Origin of the sequence: Clostridium sp. ZBS15, assembly GCF_023845705.1 — a bacterium.
Taxonomy (GTDB): Bacteria; Bacillota; Clostridia; order Clostridiales; family Clostridiaceae; genus Clostridium; species Clostridium aquiflavi.
Genome location: NZ_JAMQHY010000007.1, coordinates 28,284 through 50,833, shown reverse-complemented (window position 1 = coordinate 50,833; position 22,550 = coordinate 28,284). Strand labels below are relative to the sequence as shown.

Sequence of the window (22,550 nt, the reverse complement as noted above, 5' to 3'; positions counted from 1 at the left end):
TGAGACAAGCAGTAAATGTGACGATACTCATTAAGAATTCTCAAAGTCCAATTGCAATGCCACTTTACCTATTGCATATATCAAACATATTTAAAACACAGTCTTATTTATATGTCTATTTATTGTTTGCTTTAGTTAATAGGTTATATATTATTTTTGCAGCTTCAGCATTTGTTACATTGTTGTTTGGATTAAAATTATTGTTTTCATCACCTGTAATTATCCCTAATGAATGGCAAATTGAGGAATAACCTTTAATGTCATCTTCAATAGAATCACTGAAAGGATTATTAAATATATAGGCATTTTTAGCAATTTTATCATATCCTAAATATCTAACTATTAATTTACTAATATCTTTATTTGTAAGCAATGAATCAGGTGATTTTTCTTCTGTTTTTAAAATTCCTTTTTCTATAAGCATATCATAAAATTTATCATCATCATCAGAATTATTAAAGTTCCAAATTTGAGAATAAAGGTATTTCAAGAAATTAATTTGAGTTATGTTATTATCAGGATTAAAGTTATCACTTTTTAAATAATAACCATTTTCTAATAATTCTTTAATTATTTTTTCACACCAATGCCCATTTATATCAGAATATTTAGGAAGCTCATTTTCTTTATATACTTCTCCATTAAATTTAATTCTTGTCCCATTAAAAGGATTAACAAGATAATTTTCATCTAAATCTATAAAGTTATATATTAAAGAGATATTATTATCATTGGACATTGTATATTCTAATCCAAATTTATCACCAATTTTATCAAAAATTGCTTCAGATGATAGTGCTGATTTTATATCTGGAAAGTTAACATTATCATACCATTGGCTATTATATTCACAAACTTTTCCACTAAATTTATTAATAGAAACCATAAGATAGTTGTTTACAAAGTTAATTCCGTTTGCTTGACGGATAAATTTAAAGTTATAAAAGCTATCATTTTCATTTATATTTGTATCTAAGACTTCTAATTTTGTTTCTATAAACTTATTAGGAGAAACTTCATTTAGAAATTTATTTGCTATATTTTTAGCATCATCAATAGGTATTACATTGTTTTTATCATCAATATTTGAATAATGATAAAAAGATAATAGTTCACTTGACTTAGCATCCACTTCTGCAGAAGCATTTTCAAAATTAATTGTCCAAATATAATTATTTGATATTAAATCTTTGTTTATATGAGAATTTGAAATTTTACCTTCAAAAGAGTCTAAATCACTATATTTTTTAATTATATCGGTAGCTGTATCTTTGTTTATAAGTCCAGAGACATTTTTTATTGCATCATCTTCTTCTTTTGTTAGATTCTTTAAGGAATCTAAGCTTTCATTAGTATTTTTATATCCATCTTTACCTAAATATATATTTTCATTATTTATAGAAATCTTTTCTCCAGAATGTGCATCTATAGCTACATTATGAGTACTATTTATGCAGTATGCTGGGAAAATATTTAGCTTATCATTTTTATAATCATAATAAGAATAATAATTTAGCTTTAAACCAATTTTATCAACATATGATTTCTTAGCTTTTGATTTTTCAACTATATTATCATTAGAAGGATAAGAAAGAGAATTTGTATTTAAGTTATTTGTATTAAAAGTAATTATTTCACCAGTATATTTATCTACAGAAATGTTTACATATAAAAAGTTTAATGGAATATTATTAAAATAACATTTATATTTAAATGTATAGGCACTGTCTGTTGGATCATTGTAAACATTGATTTCTTTTAAAGAGCTATAATGATTTACAAGTGCTTTTTTTATAAAATCTTCACAAGCTTGTCTTGATTCATCCTTAGTGACAGATGCAAGCAACTTTGAAGTATTTTCATTACTGTACTTATAAAAATCATATATATTCCCATTTTCATCTATAGATATAGATATATTTCCGTATTTTCCTTGTACTTCTGACCAATTAAGTTCAAATAAGTTTACTTGTCCAAGAATTGTTTTTTGTTCTCTACTAGAATGAGTAAAATCAGTATAAGTATCGGGAATAGTTATTATGTTTTTTGTTTTTGTAATAGCATTTTCTAATGATTTACTATAATTTTCATCTGCAAATGCTGGATATTGAAGACTAAAAAGAACACAAAAGAGTAGTAAAATACTAAAAAAATAATTCTTTTTCATTAATATATCCCTCCATTAAATTATAAAAAAATTAAAAATACAGTTATAGTCTATAGTATGAAACAGGATATAAATATTCGCTTGATCCTGAACCTACTCATCAACCTTATAATTATATGGTATCATTAAATATATTTTCCAGCTACTATTTAATATGTTTATTAAGTTTAATTTAAGAAAGAACTATTAAATTAGGCTCTGTTTTAGTAGCGTGTTGATATTGCATGCCACTTCACCTATTGCATATATCAACACATATTTAAAACAGAGCCTTAAATGTATTGTATTTTTAATTTTCTAGGTATTAAAAAGTGAAAATTCATTGTTTAATAATAAGTAAAAAAATTAAATTTTAAAAATCACGTTCTAATATTTCTATTTTTTTAGGATCTTTAAAATCTTCTAATGAATTTATATCAATTTTTGATAATACCTCATCTAAAATTTTACTATGAACAGGAACTTTTATAGGTGAATCATAAGCTAATTCATCAACAGCAACTTTAGATTTAGTTGGTGGAACAATAGCTTTAGGTCCTCCAACACATCCACCAGGACACCCCATACCTTCTATAAAATTGGCATCTACTTCATTTCTTAAAGCTTTATCAAGAATGGCCTTACAATCTTTAATTCCATCAACCTTAATACTCTTGAAATGCTTAAATTTTTCAGGATAAAGTTCCTCTATAGTTTCAGAAACAGCAATTGAAACACCGCCAGTTCTTGCATATAAACGACCAGCTTTTGATGCATATTCAACAGATGGAATACCTTTTAAATTCATAGGATTTATATCTAAAGCTCTAAAAATTTGATCTACTTCTTGAAATGTTAATACAAAGTCAATAGAACCAGCTAAATCTTTTTCTTTTGCTTCAGCTTTTTTGGCGATACATGGACCAATGAATACAACTTTTGTGTCTTTATTTAATTTTTTTAGTATTCTTCCAGTTGCTATCATAGGAGAAACTGATGGTGATAAATCAGGAACAAGCTCTTTATAAACTTTTTTTAACATTCCAACCCACATTGGACAGCAACAAGAAGTTATCATTAAATCATCTGGTGTATTAACATGTTTGTTAAATTCAACAGCTTCTTTTATTGTTAATATATCAGCAGCAAATGCAACTTCAACCATATCAGTAAAGCCTGCTTTGATGAAAGCTTCTCTTAATTGATCTATTGTTACATCTTCTCCAAATTGTCCAATGATAGCAGGAGCTACAGCAGCAATAACAGTTTTATTTTCTTTTATTAAATTCATTATAGGTAAAAATTCAACTTTATCTAGAATCCTTCCGTTTTTGCATGAATCAACACAAATGCCACAATTAATACACATATCTTTGTTTATAGCAGTAGATTTTTTTTTACTATCATAATATATAGCATTAAAAGGACATGCTAATTCACAAGTATATTTTTTTTCTTTATTAGGTGTACAATTTGCACCACAACATTCAAGTTTTTCAACAATTCTTTTATTAACAGTGTATTCTGTAATTGCTTTTTTTATATTGTATACATAATTATTATCAAATTTAAGCTTTACTCCACATAAAGATGTTATTATTTCAAAAGTTTCTTGTGGAGATACTTCATGACATACCATAATGCGATTAAGAGTTTCATCAAAATCGCCATTATAATAGGATTTAACTAATGTATCAAATAAATCTAAGTATTTATTATTCATAAATATATAACCTCCAAGTTAATGAATAAAATTAAATTTTTAATTATAATATTAGTATGTATTAATATACTTTATTTTATTAAATTATATATAAATTTAATTACTTAAAAGTTATAATAATTTTAAAAGATTGATTTTTACAATGAATATGTTAACATATTCATTGTAGAGGTTTATTTAGTATACTAAAGGGGGATGACATAATCATGAACAGCTTAAGAGAGAACGATAAAATATTTTTTGATTGTGGAAATGTAACTATATCAAGTGAAAATGTAGAAGAAAAATTAGATGAAGTTCAAGAAATTTTAATGATATATAGTTCTGCTATAAAAGAAATTAAAACTAAATTAGATATTTTAGATTTTGAATTTAAAATAAGAAGAAAAAGAAATCCTATAGAATATATGAAATCTAGAGTTAAATCACCTAGAAGCATATTAGAAAAGCTTAAGCGTAGAGGATTTGATGTGAGTATTAAATCTGCAAGAGAAAATTTAAATGACATAGCTGGAGTAAGGGTTGTATGTTCCTTTGTAAGCGACATATATGAAATTGCTAACATGTTAAGAAGTCAAAATGATATAAGACTAGTAGAAGAAAAAGATTATATAAAAAATCCTAAGGAAAATGGATACAGAAGTTTACATATGGTATTAGAAGTTCCAATTTATTTTTCAGATCATATAGAAAATGTAAAGGTTGAAGTCCAAATAAGAACTATTGCCATGGATTTTTGGGCAAGCTTAGAACATAAACTTTACTATAAAAAAGGAGAAGATACTCCAAAACATATAAGAGCAGACTTAAAAGAATGTGCTGATATAATTTCAGCTACAGATATAAAAATGCAAAAAATTCAAGAAGAAGTTGAAAAGTTATAAAATACTTAATAAAATCTTATGTTTTATGTGGTGATTTTGTAATTAAAAAGGAATATAATATAAATTGTATATTAATATAGTATATATAAATTAAGTACCAATGTATAATTTACATAAAAGATTTTGTTTTAAATATATCAATATTTAGATAAAACATAGTCAAATTAGTATTTGGTAATTTATAGGAGTGAGGTCGAAAATGAGTATTTTAGTTTTAGGTGGAGCAGGGTATATTGGTTCTCATGCAGTAAGCCAATTAATAGATAGTGATTATGATGTTGTAGTTGTAGATAATTTACTAACTGGACATGAAGATGCAATGAATAAAAAAGCTAAATTTTATAAAGGTGATATAAGGGACAAGGAATTTTTAAGAGGGGTTTTTGAAAAAGAATCTTTTGAAGCAGTAATTCATTTTGCAGCAAATTCTTTGGTAGGGGAATCTATGGTGAATCCTCTTAAATACTTCAACAATAATGTTCAAGGAACACAAGTTTTACTAGAAGTTATGAATGAATTCAATGTTAAGAACATAGTATTTTCTTCAACAGCAGCTACTTATGGTGAACCAAAGCAAATTCCAATAACGGAAGAAATGGAAACTTGTCCTACAAATCCATATGGTGAAACAAAACTTACCATGGAAAAAATAATGAAATGGTGTGATAAGGCTTATGGAATAAAATATGTATCACTTCGTTATTTTAATGTTGCTGGAGCAAGAGAAGGTGGCGTTATTGGAGAAGATCATAATCCAGAAACACATCTGATTCCAATAGTACTTCAAGTAGCTCTTGGAAAAAGAGAGTTTATAACAATATATGGTGAAGATTATGATACTGAAGATGGTACTTGTGTAAGAGATTATATTCATGTTGAAGATTTAATAGAAGCACATATTTTAGCAATGAAATATTTATTAAATGGAGGAGACAGTAACATATTTAATCTTGGAAGTAGTCAAGGATTTTCTGTTAAGGAAATAATTGAATCTGCAAGAAAAGTTACAAAACACCCTATTCCAGCACAAATAGGAGCAAGAAGAGCAGGAGATCCAAGTAAGTTAGTTGCTTCTTCAGATAAAGCAAGAGAAATATTAGGATGGAATCCAAGTAGAACTAATATAACTAAGATTATAGAAGATGCTTGGGTATGGCATACAAATAATAAGAGTGGATATAACAAATAATTTCACATTGTAATAATTCTAAAATTTTGTTATAATTTAATATGGTCAGTTCGAAAGCCTCCTGACTTTAAATAAAACTACGGTTAACTTTTAGTAATAATAAACTTTTATATATTTATAAAGGTTTATTAGATTATTGAATTTTTATCGTAGGATTTAATGTCCTACGATTTTTTTATTCTTTATACAATTATAAAAGCATTAAATTTAAGTACCATTTATAATTTAGCTTGTTAATAAAGATAGAAAAACAAAGAATAAAAAGAGAATATATTCGCTTACTAGATTTATATGAATGTATGGTTATGAAGGTGTATGCTTATATGAATCAACGGCTTAATAGTGGCTTTAGCGATTTTGTTCTGGATTTAATTATACTTATGGTTACTCGTTTTGTTTAAATTTCGCATAGGTTTTAATGAAGTGTTTATACTACAATATAGATTAAGACTTAGTGGAAAGTTTAGGAGGTTGTTAAACTAATTTTTTAGGAGGATATTTGATGAAAAGTAGTAAAACAACAAAACGATTAGTTAGAACAGCACTTATAGCTGCTATTTATGCAGTATTAACACTTATATTAGCACCTATAAGTTATGGAAATATTCAATTTAGGATTTCAGAAATAATGGTATTATTAGCTTTTGTAGACCCATTTTATATTGGGGGACTTACATTAGGATGTTTTATAGCAAATATGCTTGGACCTAATGGCACGTTAGATATATTTTTAGGAACATTAGCTACATTGATTAGTGTTACAGCCATATCATCCACAGCGAAATATATTAAAAATAATAAAAAAGCATTATTTATAGCATCATTATGGCCAACAATATTTAACGCTTTAATTATAGGATGGATGCTTAATTATTTGCTTCAAATTCCACTTATATTATCTATAGGAGAAGTAGCAATTGGAGAGTTTGTTGTTGTAACTTTAGTAGGATTACCTATATTTAAATTAGTACAACATAAATATAAAAAAATAATTTTGGTACAAGACATTTAAATAAAATGAGTTAATAAAAGGCATGAAAAATGAAAAATAAATCTTTTTTTATGTCTTTTTTATTTTTTATTTGTAAATTTAATTATTTTATAATGAAAAATTGCATATATTATATTAAAGAATATTATTTTAGGAAAAGTAAAATGAATAAAATTATATATCTATCTTTGCTAATAATTATTTTTTTCTCTTTAATATTAGATATAATCTATATGTTAAATCAAGAAGAACATAAAATGCCTAAATATTTTTTATATAAAATTTTACTTATAATTACATTAATATTTGAAAAAATAATGGGTTGTTCTATTTTCAAGTAAGTTATAGCATTAAATTTATTATCATATGTAAGTATTTATGAATATCATAAATAATGAATCAATAAAATTATGAGGTGGTATTATGCATATATCAACAAAAAAAAGGTTTAATAAGATAGGAGATAAATTTACAAAAAGTGACTATGATTTATCTACTATAAGATGGGTAATTAGCGAAGTTAGAAATACTATTTGGGATATGAATCAAGCAGAATTTAAAAAACTTATTAGTATACCAAGAAGCATACTAAAGGAAGATGTGTACATTAAAGATTATGAAGTATGGCAAAAGGAAAATAAAGATTATTTATTAGAAAATTTAAGCGATTTTAAAGAAGAGTACTTTATAGAATTAAAAGGGAAAATTTATTCAGAAAAATATTCTGTAAGGGATATGTTAGAGACAATAGATTATATGATAGATAACTTTGATGATTTGCAAGAAAATCATAGTGGAAATATGGAGATGCTCTTAAGAAATATTGAACTTGGATTTAGAAAGTTAAAGCTTTCTAATGAAAAAGAAATAATATCAAATAGGGAGTTATTTTCTAAATATATAGAAAATGTAGTAAATGAAGCTTTATAAATTTATAATATTGAATAAAAATTAAAAGAAATAGGTCGCAATTAATTTTGATGACTTATTTCTTTTATTTTTACTATAAATACATAAAAGTCTTGTTAAACTTTCAAAATATAGATATATGCTTTAATTGTATATTTAAATAATGCAATTACTATATATCAAATTAATAATCATGCTGTAAAAGTAATTTAGTATAGTGACGACTACATTAGATATTAAAAGAAGGTGAATAATATAAGAAAGATAGATGCATCTAAGTATAAGGATAATAAACTTTTAAAAATAAATAAGATTAATTATTCACTGCTCGCATTTTTCTTAGTATTAATTATAGGAATTTTAACATTATTTATACCGCCTATTATAGGAATGGCTGATAATGGAGATTTTTACAGAGTGATGAATAAAAGTGGTGCATATCATTTAAATAAAAATTATAATGAAATATTTTTAGGATATTTTATAAAAGATTATGGAATTTATAAATATAATAATGATTATGCTAATCTTCTAATATCAACTCAATCAATATTTATAAAGAGTGCAATTGTTTTAGATAGTCTTTTTACAAAAGACTATGTTTTAGATATAAGATTTATGTCTATTATGTTTTTGATAATTGAATCTATAGGTATTTACTTATTAGTAAAATCATTAGTGAATAATATAAATAATAATAAATATAAATTAATAATAACTTTAATAACTATTTTAATATTTTGTGATACAGGATATTTAGCATATTATAATTCCTTTTATGGAGAAAGTGTTAATATATGTTGCTTTTTAATGAGTATAGGCTTACTAATTTATATGATAGAATTTGATAAGTTTATATGGTATAACTTATCAGCTTTTGGAATAAGCTCATTTTTGTTTTTCGGAGCTAAACAACAATTAGCACCAGTAGGTATTCTTATATCATTTGTCTTTATAATAATAGGAATTTATATGAAAAATAAAAAATCAGTTAAAGTATTAACATGGATTTTTGCAGTAATATTTATAATAAGTTCAGGGATATTTTATAAGTCAATCACAGGAGATTTTAAATACATAAATATATATCATTCTATGAACAGAGGTATTTTATTGAATGAAGATGATCCAGATAGTATATTAGGAGATTTTAATATAAGTACACAATATTCTTTGTTGCAAGAAACAGATTTTTTTGAAGAAATTAAATTATTAGATCCATATGAAGAAGAATTAATAGATGACTATTATAAAAAATTCTCATTAGGAAAAATTTTAGAGTATTATATAACACATCCTAAGGCATTTATTAAGGTATTAAAAATAAGTTTCAACAATGGATATTCAATCAGACCAAAAGTAATTGGAAATTATGAACAAAGTGAGCACAAAGATTTTGGAGCTAAATCATATTTCTTTGCAACATGGAGTACACTTAAAGAAAAATTTATACCAAAGAATATGCTATTTACTGTATCTACAATAGCTATTTATTTGTATTTATCTATAGATAGATTTTTAAGGGCTATAAAGGATAATAATAAAAAAATTCAGCTTAAAGAAATTACATATTTTTATGTATTTTTAGTTGGAATATCACAAATTATCATTTCTGTAATAGGGGCTGGAGATGCAGATTTATCAAAACATGTATTTATGTATAACATGACATTTGATTTGATATTTATATATATACTTAGTTTAATTTTTGAAAATAAAACAATAAAATCGCAGGGTGGTTTTAAATTATGAATGAGATAAACATTAGAAAAAAGGTAGATATTTTAATAACATTTTTAATAACTTATTTTTTTATTATATCTATTAGCTTTAATATTTTTAACTTTCAACAATCTTTTGAAAATTACTTTATGCTGACACTTATAATGATCATTGCAGTTATAAGCTACTATACTAATGTAACATTTTCATTAATTGTTACTTTGATAGTTGATTTTATTTATATGAGTGTAAAATTATACTTGAATCTTACTGGTAATATTACTGTTGAATTTAATACATATTATTGGATTGTAACAATACCTATTACTGCTTTAATAGTTTCATTTATGTCAAAGAATATAGTATCGCTGCAAGAAAAAGTGATATCTTTGGAAGAAGAGAATTCGAGACTTATAATGATTGATGAATCTACAGGAATAAGAAATGATAAAGCAATTATGATGGAATTACCAATATATATGAATATAAGCAAGAGACATAAGTTACCACTAACTTTAATAATGGTAAAAGTTAAATTCGCAGATAAATTAAAAAGAATTCTTGGAAGAAAAAAGTATTTAGAATTATTGGTTCAAACATGTAACATATTAAAAAAAGCCTTAAGAGAAGAAGATGTAAAGTATATATTAAATGAAAGTACACTAGCATTTATAACAATTACTAATGAAGATGGTGCTAAGGTTGTAAAGAAGAGGTTTAGAGAAAATATAAATAATGCCGATTTCATACAATATTCATTATATAAAAATGTAAAGTTAGATATTCAAATGGGATCATGTACATTTGATAAATCAATAAAGGATTCTATGGAATTCTTAATAAAAGCTGAAAAGGAAATTGAATATGACATTCAAGAATAAACTATTTAAAGTTAAGAAATTAATTATATTAGTATTAATTTTTATACTTATAAATAGTTTATGTTTAATTAAAAATGTATATAGTGTTGAGCCTATAGGAAAAGTGTTAGTCTTATATGATATCTATAAAGAATATGGAGAAAAAAGAAATATTTTAAATTATTTAAATAGAATATGTTTAGAATTTGCTAATGATATTGAAATAATAAGATTTTCAGCTTATGAGGGAGAAGACTTATCACAGTATAAAGCTGTGTTTATACTAAATTTAAGTGAAAATACCGTAAGTGAGACCTTAAAACAAAATCTAATTAGATATAATAATAAAATATTTTGGATTGGGAAAAAATCATATACTGATTTTTTAAATATAAATGAAGCAATATATTTAGAAGATTTAAATTTTGATAAATATAGATATACTAAAATATATGATTTAATCTATAAAAATTTCAATAAAAAATATAAAGAAAATATATACTTTTATTTAGATGAAGTAACTCCGTTTAATAATCTTAATATTTTAGTTGAAGAAATAGATTATTTGAAAGAAATGGGAATACGTTTTTTTATTGAAGTACTTCCTGTATTCAAAAATGAAAATTTACCTGCTATGAATAGATTTGCTGAAGTATTAAGATATGCACAAGCTAATGGTGGAGAAATAGTATTAGCTCTTCCACCATTAGTAAGTTTAAATGTTCAAGGAAAAGATATAGAAGAAAAAGTTGATTTAGGATTTAAAAATTATATTAATTACTGGATTTATCCAACTGCTATAAGTATAAGTGATTATTGGCTCTATAGAGATGATTTAAAGGAATTGCTTAAAAAGACGGACACTATTTTTATAGATTCTAATATAGATATAGGAATTTTAGAGCTTGATAAATATAATATACCATCTTATAAGAATATAATTGAAAAAGTTAACTTGGATAATGGAAGTAATTTACATAATAATATAGCTGTAAATATAAGCAGTAAATTATCTATTAATGAATTTAAGAATAAGGTTAAAGAATTATTAGATAAAGATATATATTTTAAAGATACTGATGATATAAGTAGCAGTATTACTATTGATAATTTAAATGTAAAGAGTAATAAAAATGGAATATTTTTAAATGATAAGAATGTTACACAGTTACAGTTTGTTGATAGTGAAAAATATAAAGCAGCAGTAAATGGATATGAAAATCAGAGGCATAAGGACGTTAATATAAGTTTGGATAAAACAAATAAAATACTTGTGATTATTAGTACCGTAGTTGTAATTCTTTTTATAATAATTGTTTTGATAAGTTTTAATATTGATAAAAGAAAATTTTTAAAATAGGAGAAAATGTTATGAATGTATTTGACTACATGGCACTATATTCCCTGGGAATAATTTGGATAATAATATTTGTTAATATTATTTTAGTTGTATTTGGATATATATACTATTCTAAAGTACAAAATAAAAAAATGAAAGAGAAATTAAAGTACTACCCTTTTGTATCAGTTATGGTTCCAGCACATAATGAAGCTATTGTTATAAGAAAAACAGTAGAATCATTACTAGAATTAGATTATCCTCATGATAGATATGAAATTATAATAATAAACGATAATTCAAGTGATAATTCAACAGAAATACTACAAAAGGTTAAAGAAAATGTTTTAGATAGGAATTTAATAATAATAAACACTGATAATATAACTGGTGGAAAGGGAAAATCCAATGCACTTAATATAGGGCTTGAAAAAAGCAAGGGAGAAATTTTAGCTGTTTATGATGCTGACAATACTCCGGATTCTAAAGCATTAAAATATTTAGTTCAAACATTGTTAGAGGATGATAAATTAGGTGCAGTTATTGGAAAATTTAGATGTAGAAATAAAGATAAAAACTTATTAACCAATTTTATAAATATAGAAACATTAACGTATCAATGGATGGCTCAAGCAGGACGATGGGAAATGTTTAAACTTTGTACTATTCCAGGTACCAACTTTGTAGTGAGAAGAAGTATTATGGAAGAAATGAATGGATGGGATACAAAAGCTATAACAGAAGATACAGAAGTGAGTTTTAGAATTTATATGATGGGATACAAAATAAAATTTATGCCTCTTGCTGTAACATATGAACAAGAGCCTCAAACATTAAATGTGTGGTTTAAGCAAAGAAGCAGATGGGCTAAAGGGAACACTTATGTAGTTATAAAAAATTTCAAATACTTATTTAAACCAGGCTTTGGCGTAACTAAATTTGATATATTGTATTACACGATGATTTATTTTTTCTTTTTATCAGCTAGTGTTATTTCAGATATGTTATTTTTATTAGGATTTGGAGATATAATTCAAATAAACGTTACTGGATATGGGTTAATATTGTGGATTATGGCGTATTTAGTGTTTAATCTTTCTATAATGATAGCAATTTCAACAGAAAAGGGAGAATTAAATATAAAAAATATTATGGTTATATCTATAATGTATTTTACTTATTGTAAATTATGGGCTGTTGTAGCAGCAATAGGGTTTTGTAATTACATAAAAGATTCATTATTAAAAAGAGAAACTAAATGGTATAAAACTGAAAGGTTTTAAACTTGGAGGAGGCACTGATATATGAGTAAGGTGAAGGTAATTTTACATAAATTAAAATTTTTATTATTTTTTACTTTTGTAATTATACTTTTAGTAAATATGTTGCCTATCAAAGTAAACGCAGATCCAATTAAGAATTTTATAAATGTAGAAAATACGATTAATACAAGGACATATAAAATGGGAAATGATTTAAGCTTTAAAGGTGTATTTTCAGGTCACAGTTGGTATTTTAACATTAATAAGTGGTGGAATGTTAACTTTGTTGAAGCACATATACAATTTTCAATAAATCAATTAGTAGATAGTAAAAAAGATGCATACATAGTACTGTCTATTAATAATGTTAATTTTTATTCTAAAAAAATATATTATGATAAAAAGACAGAAATTCAAGATATTAAACTAAACATCCCAAAAGATTTACTTTTAAGTGGAAGTAATGAATTGAAAGTTGAAACATATTCAAGAATTTCAGATTTACCGTGTATAGATGATGTTAATATTGCAAATTGGATTACTTTAAAAGGTGATTCAAATGTAAAAGTTAATTTTAATAATGTTATAGCTGACAATAAAATATCCAATTTTCCATATCCTTATTTAAAGGAAGATGATAAAGAATATGTATCTACAAACATAGTAATACCAAACGAGTATAGTGATGGAGAATTAAGTGCTGCACTATTATTAAATTCTTACTTAGGAAAGATGTATCAAAATGGAGACTATTATGGAGAAATATTAAAATATGATGACTTTTCTAAGAAAAAATCTCAAAATGTAATTTATATTGGAAATTATGATATTCTTCCTAAAGAAATAAGTCTATCAAATAATGTGGAAAATGAAGACTGTATTATAAAAGTGTTGAATTCACCATATAGTAATGATGAAAATAGAAAGATGTTACTTATTTTAAGCAACAATAATGAAAGTCTTTTAAAAGGTGTAAAAACACTTATGAATAACGATATTGTTTTTCAATTAGACAATGATACATTTATAGTAGATAAAAACTTAAAAGAAGAAATGAAAAGCAAAGAGGAGAATGGAAGAATAACTTTCAAGGATATTGGAAGTAATGAAATTCATTTAAAAGGTCAATTTAGAAGAAGTACTACTTTAAATTATAGTTTACCTAAAAATAGAGTGTTAAGCTCTGGTGATAAAATAAAATTATTTATGAGATATTCTGAAAACTTAGATTTCAATAGAAGTTTAGTAACTATATACATGAACAATACTCCCATTGGAAGCAAAAAATTAGAAAAAGATAAAGCAAATGGTGACGAATTGGAATTAACAATACCAGATGATGTTAAATTAAGTAGTTACATGGAACTTACTATAGCTTTTGATTTAGAAATGGAAAATTCATACTGCGAAAAAAGACAAGAAGAAATGCCCTGGGCTTTAGTGAGTGGAGACTCGTATATATATACTGGATTAACTGATATAGATAATTACTACTTTTCCACATATGGAGCACCTTTTATTAAAGATAGAACTTATAATGATACATTAGTAGTTTTGCCTGATAATTTGACATCACAAGATTTAACTTATATAGGAAGAGTTTTTACTTATTTAGGTAAAGATTTATATTACAATACTGGAAGTTTAAAAACAATTAGAAGTTCAAGAATAAATGGGGAGGAAAAAGATAGTAATATAGTTGTATATGGAACTCCAGCAAATAATAAGCTTATTAAAAAATTAAATAATAATCTTTGGTTTAAGTATAATGAAACATATTCAAAATTTTTATCAAATGAAAAGTTATTTTTAACAGAACCATTTTCAAGTGAAATTTCTACTTTTCAACTTGATATATCTCCATACAACCTTCAAAAAGCAATGCTTGTAATCACATCACCAAATGAGGAGATATTAAGAAATTCATTAGAGTATTTAAGTTCATCAAAAAAAATATATGAACTTAGTGGTGATTGTGCTGTAATAGATCAATATGGAAATATAAAAACATATAAAATGAAAAAAGAGGTGTCTAAGCCAATTTATCAAAAAATAAATTCATTAGATTCTAGGGTAAAAGGTTTATTAGGAATTGTAACATTATTTTTAATATTTATTATGGTATCTATAATAATGTACTTTTTAAAAAATAAATCAATGGAAAAAGGAGATTCGATTTTAATTTCAAAGTTTAAAAAAATTGGTAGAAAATATTCTAAAGGTATAAAAGAAAAAGAAAATGAAGAACCTAAAGACGAATAATTTATTAAAAATGCATTAATAAATAGGATTAATATGGTATAAATTAATAAATATATTAAAATTGACAAATTATAAAAGAAAATATAGAATTAAAGTATTATTTTAAAATATTTGTAAATATATATTTATTAAATAAAAATTAATTTATGAAATGGAGAAGATAAGCATGAAAGCAATATTAACAGTAATTGGGGAAGATAAAGTTGGTATTATTGCAGGGGTTAGCAACAAACTACAAGAATTTAATATTAACATATTAGATGTTAACCAAACAATAATGCAAGGATTTTTTACTATGATGATGGCATTAGATTGTAAAAATATGAATACACAATTTGAAGATGTACACAAAGCATTAAATGCTAAAGGTATAGAACTTGGTGTTGAAGTTAAGATTCAAAGAGAAGAAATTTTTAAGTCTATGCATTCACTATAATTGGGGGGAAACTTATGAATACTAATAAAATACTTGAGACAATAAAGATGATTGAAGAGGAAAAGTTAGATATAAGAACTATAACAATGGGGATTTCATTATTAGATTGTATAGATCCGGATGGAGAAAAAGCTAGAATAAAGATATATGATAAGATTACAAAATCTGCAGAACATTTAGTAGAAGTGGGAAGACAAATAGAATCTGAATTTGGAATTCCAATAGTAAATAAAAGAGTTTCAGTAACGCCTATATCTATAATTGCAGGAGCTACTAATGAAGAAAGTTATGTGAAATTTGCTCAAACTTTAGATAAAGCGGCTGAAACTTTAGGAATAGATTTCTTAGGTGGATTTTCAGCTTTAGTACAAAAGGGATGTACTAAGGGAGATAAGATATTAATAAGTTCTATTCCAGAAGCATTAGCAACTACACAAAAAGTTTGTGCCTCTGTAAATGTTGGATGTACAAAATCAGGAATAAATATGAATGCTGTTAGGGATATGGGAGAAATTATAAAGAAAACAGCAGAGCTTACGAAAGATAAAAAAGGATTTGGATGTGCAAAGTTAGTTGTATTTGCTAATGCAGTAGAAGACAATCCATTTATGGCTGGAGCATTTCATGGAGTGGGAGAAGCAGAAAAAATAATAAATGTTGGAGTAAGTGGACCAGGAGTTGTTAAAAGAGCTTTAGAAAAAGTCAGAGGACAATCTTTTGATGTTGTTGCAGAAACAATAAAGAAAACTGCTTTCAAAGTTACGAGAATGGGCGAATTAGTTGCTAATGAAGCTTCAAGAAGATTAGATGTTCCTTTTGGAATAGTTGATTTATCTTTAGCACCAACCCCAGCAGTTGGTGATTCAGTAGCAGAAATATTGGAAGAAATAGGACTTGAAACAGTAGGAACACATGGAACGATAGCTGCTCTTGCAATGCTTAATGATGCCGTTAAAAAAGGCGGGGTTATGGCATGTAGCCATGTAGGGGGATTAAGTGGTGCATTTATCCCTGTATCTGAAGATGCAGGAATGATTGAAGCTGTAATTAAGGGATCATTAAACTTGGAAAAATTAGAAGGAATGACTTGTGTATGTTCAGTAGGACTTGATATGATTGCAATTCCAGGTAATACACCAGCATCTACAATATCTGCAATGATTGCTGATGAGGCTGCAATTGGTGTTATAAATAATAAAACAACAGCAGTTAGAATAATACCAGCACCAGGATGCATAGTTGGAGATATGGTTGAATTTGGTGGCCTTTTAGGTAGAGCACCTGTAATGAAAGTGAATGAAAATTCATCAGAATTATTTGCCCAAAGAGGTGGAAGAATTCCGGCGCCTATACATTCATTTAAGAACTAAAATAAAAAATAATTATTTTTTTATTAGATATTTGAACTACTCAACAATTATTGTTGAGTAGTTTTTTTATTGCGTTTATTTTTTTATGAAATTAATAATTATTCTAAAGATTTTATTCTTAAATTAATCAAAAAACGTTTTTTATGTGCGATTTTATTATTTTAAAATATTTGACTAGCTATTTTAAAAGTGTTAAAATTGTAAGGTTGTATTGGTATAAATAACATTTGGAGGAATAAATATGAAAAATAATAGAAGTATAAAAAATGATTTGTTAAAAAAATTAGTATTAGGTTTCATAGTTGTATTTGGAGCAGCATTTTTTTCTACATTTATTATAGTAAAAGAAAATTTAGTAAATATTAAACAAAATAGTATGGAAAAAATGATAAGTGATGCTACAAAAATAGAAGAACAAAAACTAAACAGCAAAATTAGTATTGCAAGAGCAATAGCAGCTGATTATAAAATTTCTGATATAAATGTATCACAAGAAGAAAAAAATAAAACATTAATTAAATATGTTAATGATTTAGATTTAAGATCTATAGGAATTGTTGATTTAAATGGAAATTTAATTTCAACAGATGGTTATTCAAATAACATAGCTGATAGAGAATATTTTAAATCCATAGTAAGTAATAAAGAAATCTATATAAGTTCGCCATCATTTGTAAAAGGAACTGATGAACAAATAATATTTTTAGCAGTACCTATAACTAATGGTTGTGATGTTGTTGGAGGATTAACGTGTACTTTTGATAGTAGCTTTTTATCTAAAGACATAGAAAGTTTAAGATATTTTAACATGGGAACTTCATACATATTAGATAAAACAGGAACGGTAATTGCATCTGAGTTTATAGATGATGTTAAAAATAAGAAAAATCTTTTAAAATCTGATGATATTTCAGATGAAGCACATAATGTTTATAAAAAGGTTATAGAGGGAAAGTCAAATATTTTAAAAGAAGATGACAAATATATTGCGTATGCTCCTGTTAATTTAACAGAAGGGTGGACAATGGTATTAGAAGTTGATGCAAAGTATGTAGATAAAGAATTAAATTCATTAATAAAACTATTTATTACTATTGCAACTATTGGAACAATAATATTAATAATAATTATCATAATTATTGGAGAGAACTTGGGTAAAAGGTTAAAGACATTAAAAAATAGTATAGAAGTATTATCAAAGGGAATATTTAATGAAGAATTAAATACAAAGGAAATGCAAAAAGAAGATGAAATTGGAGATATAAATAGAGCGTTACAAGTCACTAAAAATTCTATTGTAAATATAGTGCAAGCAGTAAAGCATAGTGTGGATATATTAAAACACCAATCTGATATGCTTGAAGGGACTTCAAATCAAATAACAGCTGGATCAAAAAATATTTCCATTGCAATGCATGAATCAGCAGAAGCTAATACAAATCAATCAACAGAAATTTTAAAGGTTCATAATCAAATGAAAGAATTTGGTGATAATGTTGAGTTTATGAACGAAAACGTAAATGATCTTGCAAAAATTTCTTTGAGTGTTGAAAGCAAAGTTGATGATGGTAACAATAGTATTTCAGAATTAGATATCTCATTAAATAGTTTTGATGAAACATTAAAATCATTTAATGAAGTTATAAGTGGTATGAATAATAAGATTGCATCTATAAAAAATATTACAAGTACTATTAATGGATTGTCTGAACAAACAAATCTACTTGCTTTAAATGCAGCTATTGAAGCTGCTAGAGCAGGGGAAGCTGGTAGAGGATTCAGTGTAGTAGCTGATGAGATAAGGAAACTTGCTGAGCAAAGTCAAGAATCAGTTGGGGAAATAGGAACAATAATTAATAATGTGCTTGTAGAAAGCAATAATATTATTAAGTCTACAGAAAGTATAAATTTAGAAGTTTCATCTCAAAAGCAAAAGATAAACTTAACAGTAGATACTTTTAGTAATATTGCAGAACTTTTAAAAGAAGTTAGTCCTAAGATACAACAAATATTAAATATATCTAATAGTAATGATGAAAGAAAAGATGATGTATTACATGCACTTGAAAATCTTACAGCTATTTCAGAAGAATTGGCTGCAACTACAGAAGAAGTTGATGCAACTGGTGAAGAATTTAATGAATCAAGTGGAGATATAAGAATAGCTTGTGATGAATTAATACAATCAATTAAAGAATTAAATGAAGAAATTAATAAATTTATAATATAATATTGAGTTAAAATTCTTTTTTTAATTTTGCAAAAAGTTTCAAATAAGTAGAGTTCTTAAATAAAAAGTGTTTAAGAACTCTTTTTTATAAAAAAATCTAAAAATATTCAACTAAAAGGTGACATAATTACTTATGTTGTTTTGTAAATCAAAAAATCTTATTTTAAACCATAAATATACATAATATGTTATAATATACTTATAAGTAAATTATTTATTGGGGATTTTGGTTTTAATAATTTTTATAGTTCGAGGATGTTATTTAAATTACAAGGTGAAAAATTTATTTCTATCTTATAATTAACGCATCATAAAGGAGGATTTTATGAAAAATAAAGTAATAATACAATTATTCATTGTATCAATATTCATAATTGGGATATTTGGAGGATGCAATACATTTAAAATTACAAATAAAAATAATGATTTAATTATATATACATCACATCCTAAGGAATTTAGTAATCCTATTATAAGTGAATTTGAAAAGAAAACTAATATTCATGTAAATCTTGTGAAGGCATCTACAGGAGAATTACTTAAAAATATAGAGGAAGAAAATAATGCCCCTTTAGGCGATGTTATATGGGGGGGATCTGTAGCCGCGCTTAAATCAAGAACAGATTTTTTAGAAGAATATATTTCAAAAAATGAAGAAAATATATATAAAGATTATAGAAATTCAGATGGAAAAATAACAAGATTTACAATAATGCCAAGTGTATTAATTGTAAATTTAGATTTAGCTAAAGATACAAAAATAGATGGTTTTGAAGATTTATTAAATCCAGAACTAAAAGGAAAAATAGCGGTAGCCAATCCAGCAAAGTCATCAACAGCTTTGGAAAGCTTAACTAATCAATTATATGCTATGGGAAATAATAATCCAGATGAGGGTTGGCCATATATAGAAAGTTTTTTGGGAAATACAGAGAATAAAATGCTTAACAGCTCATCAGCTGTATTTAACAAAGTAATAGATGGGGAGTATACTGTTGGATTAACATATGAAGGTGCATTAAAGTATATAAGTACAGATGATCCAGTCAAGATAGTATATCCTAAAGAAGGAATAATAGCTAATCCGGATTGCGTTGCAATAATTAAGGGTGCTGAGAAAATGGAGAATGCTAAAAAGTTCATTGATTTCTTAACAAGTAAAGAAGTACAAACTATGGTAAGTGAAGATCTTTGCAGACGTTCAGTAAGAAGTGATGTACAGTCAGAAAAGTTTGAAGACTTTAATAAGTTAAATATAATAAGGCAAGATGAAAATTGGGTTCTAAACAATAAACATGAAATAATAAAAAAGTATGAAAATATTATAGAAAATAAATAATTAGAATTTTTATTTCTTATATAAATTGAAAAATTTAATGTTTCAATTTATTAAGTATATATTTTTTAGACAATAAATGTAACAAAATGTTTATCTAATAAAATCTTATTAATATAAAGGGATGAGAAGATGTATAAAAAATTAAAGAACATATTAGAGAAAAGTATTAAGGATAAATCAATAGCAAAAAAAATAAGTAAAAGTTTTAAGATAATAATTATAATAAATGCCATTGCTATGTTTATAATTGTAAGTTTACTAATAATACTATCATCTAGAACAGCACGTCTTTATAAGGGTCCATATGTACAAGCAGAGGTTGTTTCTAATATGAAAGTAGAGATACAGGTAATAGATAAAAATATATATAAAGCAATAAGTACAGATGATGTTGAAAAAAAATCTCAATATTTAAAGGATATGAATGTTGAGGTGGAAAATTTTAATAAAAACTTCGATTTAATTAAGAATGACTTTAATGGAGATGAAAGACTTATATCTATTCTTGAAAAGAGTTTAGATGAAACTGATGCAACTATAAAGGATATTTGCAATTTAATTACAAATGCTAAAGAAGAAGAAGTACTTAACTTAATAAATAAAACATATTCTACAGAAATAGAATCTATAGAGCAAAATATAGAAAACATATATAAGGCGTCTCAAATAGAAGCTAAAGGATTTGTAAGTAGCTCTAGATTATATGAATATTTGAGTATGGGAATTATTGGGGTGATGTTATTAAGTATCTTAATAATAGCTATTACAGTTATAAAATTATTAATAGAAATGTTACTTAAAGGAATTAATAATATTAAAAATATGTCTAAAAATCTATCACAAGGAATTTTAGATGTTGACAATCAATATTTAAATACTGATGAAATGGGAGAAATGGCTTCTGATTTAGAAAATTCTATAAACATGTTAAGTAGTTATTTAAAAGATGAAACTTATGTTTTAGAAAATATATCTAAAGGAAATCTAGATATAAACTTAAATTCTTCATTGGAGTATACAGGTGATTTCATGCCAATGAAAGTATCTCTTGAAAAAATTATAAATTCTTTAAATAATAGTTTTTATTATATTTCTAAATCAGTTGATTTAGTAGCAAGCAGTTCCCAAGAAATTTCAGCTACAACTCAAGTTTTATCAGAAGGATCAACTAATCAAGCAGGTGTAGTTGAAGAATTATTATCTAGTTTTCATGAAATATCAGAACAAGTTAAGCTTAATGCTAAAAATGCAAATGATGTAAATGAATTTACTAAAGAAACAAAACAAGTTGTAAGTGATGGAAATAAAAAAATGCAAGAATTATTGATTTATATGAAAGAAATATGTACAGAAGCAAATAAAATTTCAGGAATTATAAATACAATAAGAGATATAGCAGAGCAAACAAACCTTTTGGCTTTAAATGCAGCAATTGAAGCAGCAAGAGCTGGTGAAGCAGGTAAGGGATTTGCAGTAGTGGCAGAAGAAGTGAGACTACTTGCAGCACAAAGCTCACAAGCTGTTAAAGTAACTACAGAACTTATAGAAAAATCAACTGATGTAGCTAATAATGGGGGCATCTTAGCACAAGAAACAGCAAGTTCTTTAAATGGTATAGTTAATAATGTAGAACAAATAACAAATTTAATAAAAGAAATAACACAAGCATCTGATTTACAACGCCAATCTATAATGGAAGTAACTATAGGTGTAGATCAAATAGCAGAAGTAGCACAAACTAATTCGGCAACTGCAGAAGAAACAGCAAGCGCTACAGAAGAATTATCAATTCAAGCACAGGAAATAAATGAAAAGTTAGAAATGTATAAATTGAAAAATAATTAGGATATTAAGTGCTTTTTTGAAAAGCTATGTTTTAGCAGAGTGT

At 25.3% G+C, this 22,550-nt stretch carries 16 protein-coding genes; 14 read left to right on the top strand and 2 right to left on the bottom strand.

Annotated elements, in window-relative coordinates; translation table 11 throughout:
- Positions 1–115: 115 nt before the first annotated feature.
- Both NG904_RS03090 and NG904_RS03085 read right to left on the bottom strand, forming a co-directional pair.
- Positions 116–2,167, bottom strand: a complete 2,052-nt coding sequence (locus tag NG904_RS03090; protein WP_252229708.1) for a YcdB/YcdC domain-containing protein — start codon at positions 2,165–2,167, stop codon at positions 116–118.
- A 352-nt stretch (positions 2,168–2,519) separates the two neighbouring features.
- Positions 2,520–3,869, bottom strand: a complete 1,350-nt coding sequence (locus tag NG904_RS03085) for a [Fe-Fe] hydrogenase large subunit C-terminal domain-containing protein (RefSeq protein WP_252229706.1) — start codon at positions 3,867–3,869, stop codon at positions 2,520–2,522.
- A 206-nt stretch (positions 3,870–4,075) separates the two neighbouring features.
- Between NG904_RS03085 and NG904_RS03080 the strand changes: the two genes are divergently transcribed.
- From NG904_RS03080 to NG904_RS03015, 14 genes are all read left to right on the top strand, one after another.
- Complete coding sequence (locus NG904_RS03080) at positions 4,076–4,753, top strand: GTP pyrophosphokinase (protein WP_252229704.1); 678 nt, start codon at positions 4,076–4,078, stop codon at positions 4,751–4,753.
- Between the two features lie 199 nt (positions 4,754–4,952).
- On the top strand, positions 4,953–5,942 hold the full coding sequence (gene galE, locus NG904_RS03075) for a UDP-glucose 4-epimerase GalE (RefSeq protein WP_252212357.1): 990 nt from the start codon (positions 4,953–4,955) through the stop codon (positions 5,940–5,942).
- 502 nt (positions 5,943–6,444) lie between these two features.
- On the top strand, positions 6,445–6,954 hold the full coding sequence (locus tag NG904_RS03070) for a QueT transporter family protein (RefSeq protein ID WP_252212356.1): 510 nt from the start codon (positions 6,445–6,447) through the stop codon (positions 6,952–6,954).
- 402 nt (positions 6,955–7,356) lie between these two features.
- Positions 7,357–7,863: a hypothetical protein gene (locus NG904_RS03065; protein ID WP_252212355.1), complete on the top strand. Its 507-nt coding sequence runs from the start codon at positions 7,357–7,359 to the stop codon at positions 7,861–7,863.
- A 225-nt stretch (positions 7,864–8,088) separates the two neighbouring features.
- A complete protein-coding gene (locus tag NG904_RS03060; protein ID WP_252229701.1) occupies positions 8,089–9,594 on the top strand; it encodes a YfdI family membrane protein in 1,506 nt (501 codons plus the stop codon).
- Positions 9,591–10,445, top strand: coding sequence for a GGDEF domain-containing protein (locus NG904_RS03055; protein ID WP_252229699.1), 855 nt, complete (start codon positions 9,591–9,593; stop codon positions 10,443–10,445). The genes NG904_RS03060 and NG904_RS03055 overlap by 4 nt, the downstream gene beginning before the upstream one ends.
- Positions 10,429–11,784, top strand: coding sequence for a DUF2334 domain-containing protein (locus NG904_RS03050; protein WP_252229697.1), 1,356 nt, complete (start codon positions 10,429–10,431; stop codon positions 11,782–11,784). Before NG904_RS03055 ends, NG904_RS03050 begins: the two co-directional genes overlap by 17 nt.
- Before the next feature lie 11 nt (positions 11,785–11,795).
- Positions 11,796–13,046 (top strand): glycosyltransferase family 2 protein, encoded by a 1,251-nt coding sequence (locus NG904_RS03045; RefSeq protein WP_252229695.1) that lies wholly within the window; start codon positions 11,796–11,798, stop codon positions 13,044–13,046.
- 21 nt (positions 13,047–13,067) lie between these two features.
- Positions 13,068–15,287, top strand: coding sequence for a cellulose biosynthesis cyclic di-GMP-binding regulatory protein BcsB (locus tag NG904_RS03040; protein WP_252229693.1), 2,220 nt, complete (start codon positions 13,068–13,070; stop codon positions 15,285–15,287).
- A gap of 166 nt (positions 15,288–15,453) precedes the next feature.
- Positions 15,454–15,723 (top strand): ACT domain-containing protein, encoded by a 270-nt coding sequence (locus tag NG904_RS03035; protein WP_252212349.1) that lies wholly within the window; start codon positions 15,454–15,456, stop codon positions 15,721–15,723.
- A gap of 14 nt (positions 15,724–15,737) precedes the next feature.
- Entirely contained in the window at positions 15,738–17,093 is a 1,356-nt protein-coding gene (locus NG904_RS03030) for a PFL family protein (RefSeq protein WP_252212348.1), read from the top strand.
- Positions 17,094–17,334: 241 nt separating this feature from the next.
- Positions 17,335–19,323: a methyl-accepting chemotaxis protein gene (locus NG904_RS03025; protein WP_252229691.1), complete on the top strand. Its 1,989-nt coding sequence runs from the start codon at positions 17,335–17,337 to the stop codon at positions 19,321–19,323.
- Positions 19,324–19,648: 325 nt separating this feature from the next.
- A complete protein-coding gene (locus NG904_RS03020; RefSeq protein ID WP_252229689.1) occupies positions 19,649–20,662 on the top strand; it encodes an extracellular solute-binding protein in 1,014 nt (337 codons plus the stop codon).
- A gap of 129 nt (positions 20,663–20,791) precedes the next feature.
- Entirely contained in the window at positions 20,792–22,507 is a 1,716-nt protein-coding gene (locus NG904_RS03015; RefSeq protein WP_252229687.1) for a methyl-accepting chemotaxis protein, read from the top strand.
- The last annotated feature ends 43 nt before the right edge of the window (positions 22,508–22,550 follow it).

What these genes read in the sequence shown, in the direction of transcription:
- NG904_RS03090 (WP_252229708.1), bottom strand. Translation starts at nt 2,167, where the DNA reads ATGAAAAAGAATTATTTTTTTAGTATTTTACTACTCTTTTGTGTTCTT.
- NG904_RS03045 (WP_252229695.1), top strand. Translation starts at nt 11,796, where the DNA reads ATGAATGTATTTGACTACATGGCACTATATTCCCTGGGAATAATTTGG.
- NG904_RS03025 (WP_252229691.1), top strand. Translation starts at nt 17,335, where the DNA reads ATGAAAAATAATAGAAGTATAAAAAATGATTTGTTAAAAAAATTAGTA.
- NG904_RS03080 (WP_252229704.1), top strand. Translation starts at nt 4,076, where the DNA reads ATGAACAGCTTAAGAGAGAACGATAAAATATTTTTTGATTGTGGAAAT.
- NG904_RS03050 (WP_252229697.1), top strand. Translation starts at nt 10,429, where the DNA reads ATGACATTCAAGAATAAACTATTTAAAGTTAAGAAATTAATTATATTA.
- NG904_RS03030 (WP_252212348.1), top strand. Translation starts at nt 15,738, where the DNA reads ATGAATACTAATAAAATACTTGAGACAATAAAGATGATTGAAGAGGAA.
- NG904_RS03035 (WP_252212349.1), top strand. Translation starts at nt 15,454, where the DNA reads ATGAAAGCAATATTAACAGTAATTGGGGAAGATAAAGTTGGTATTATT.
- NG904_RS03015 (WP_252229687.1), top strand. Translation starts at nt 20,792, where the DNA reads ATGTATAAAAAATTAAAGAACATATTAGAGAAAAGTATTAAGGATAAA.
- NG904_RS03040 (WP_252229693.1), top strand. Translation starts at nt 13,068, where the DNA reads ATGAGTAAGGTGAAGGTAATTTTACATAAATTAAAATTTTTATTATTT.
- NG904_RS03020 (WP_252229689.1), top strand. Translation starts at nt 19,649, where the DNA reads ATGAAAAATAAAGTAATAATACAATTATTCATTGTATCAATATTCATA.
- galE (WP_252212357.1), top strand. Translation starts at nt 4,953, where the DNA reads ATGAGTATTTTAGTTTTAGGTGGAGCAGGGTATATTGGTTCTCATGCA.
- NG904_RS03055 (WP_252229699.1), top strand. Translation starts at nt 9,591, where the DNA reads ATGAATGAGATAAACATTAGAAAAAAGGTAGATATTTTAATAACATTT.
- NG904_RS03070 (WP_252212356.1), top strand. Translation starts at nt 6,445, where the DNA reads ATGAAAAGTAGTAAAACAACAAAACGATTAGTTAGAACAGCACTTATA.
- NG904_RS03065 (WP_252212355.1), top strand. Translation starts at nt 7,357, where the DNA reads ATGCATATATCAACAAAAAAAAGGTTTAATAAGATAGGAGATAAATTT.
- NG904_RS03085 (WP_252229706.1), bottom strand. Translation starts at nt 3,869, where the DNA reads ATGAATAATAAATACTTAGATTTATTTGATACATTAGTTAAATCCTAT.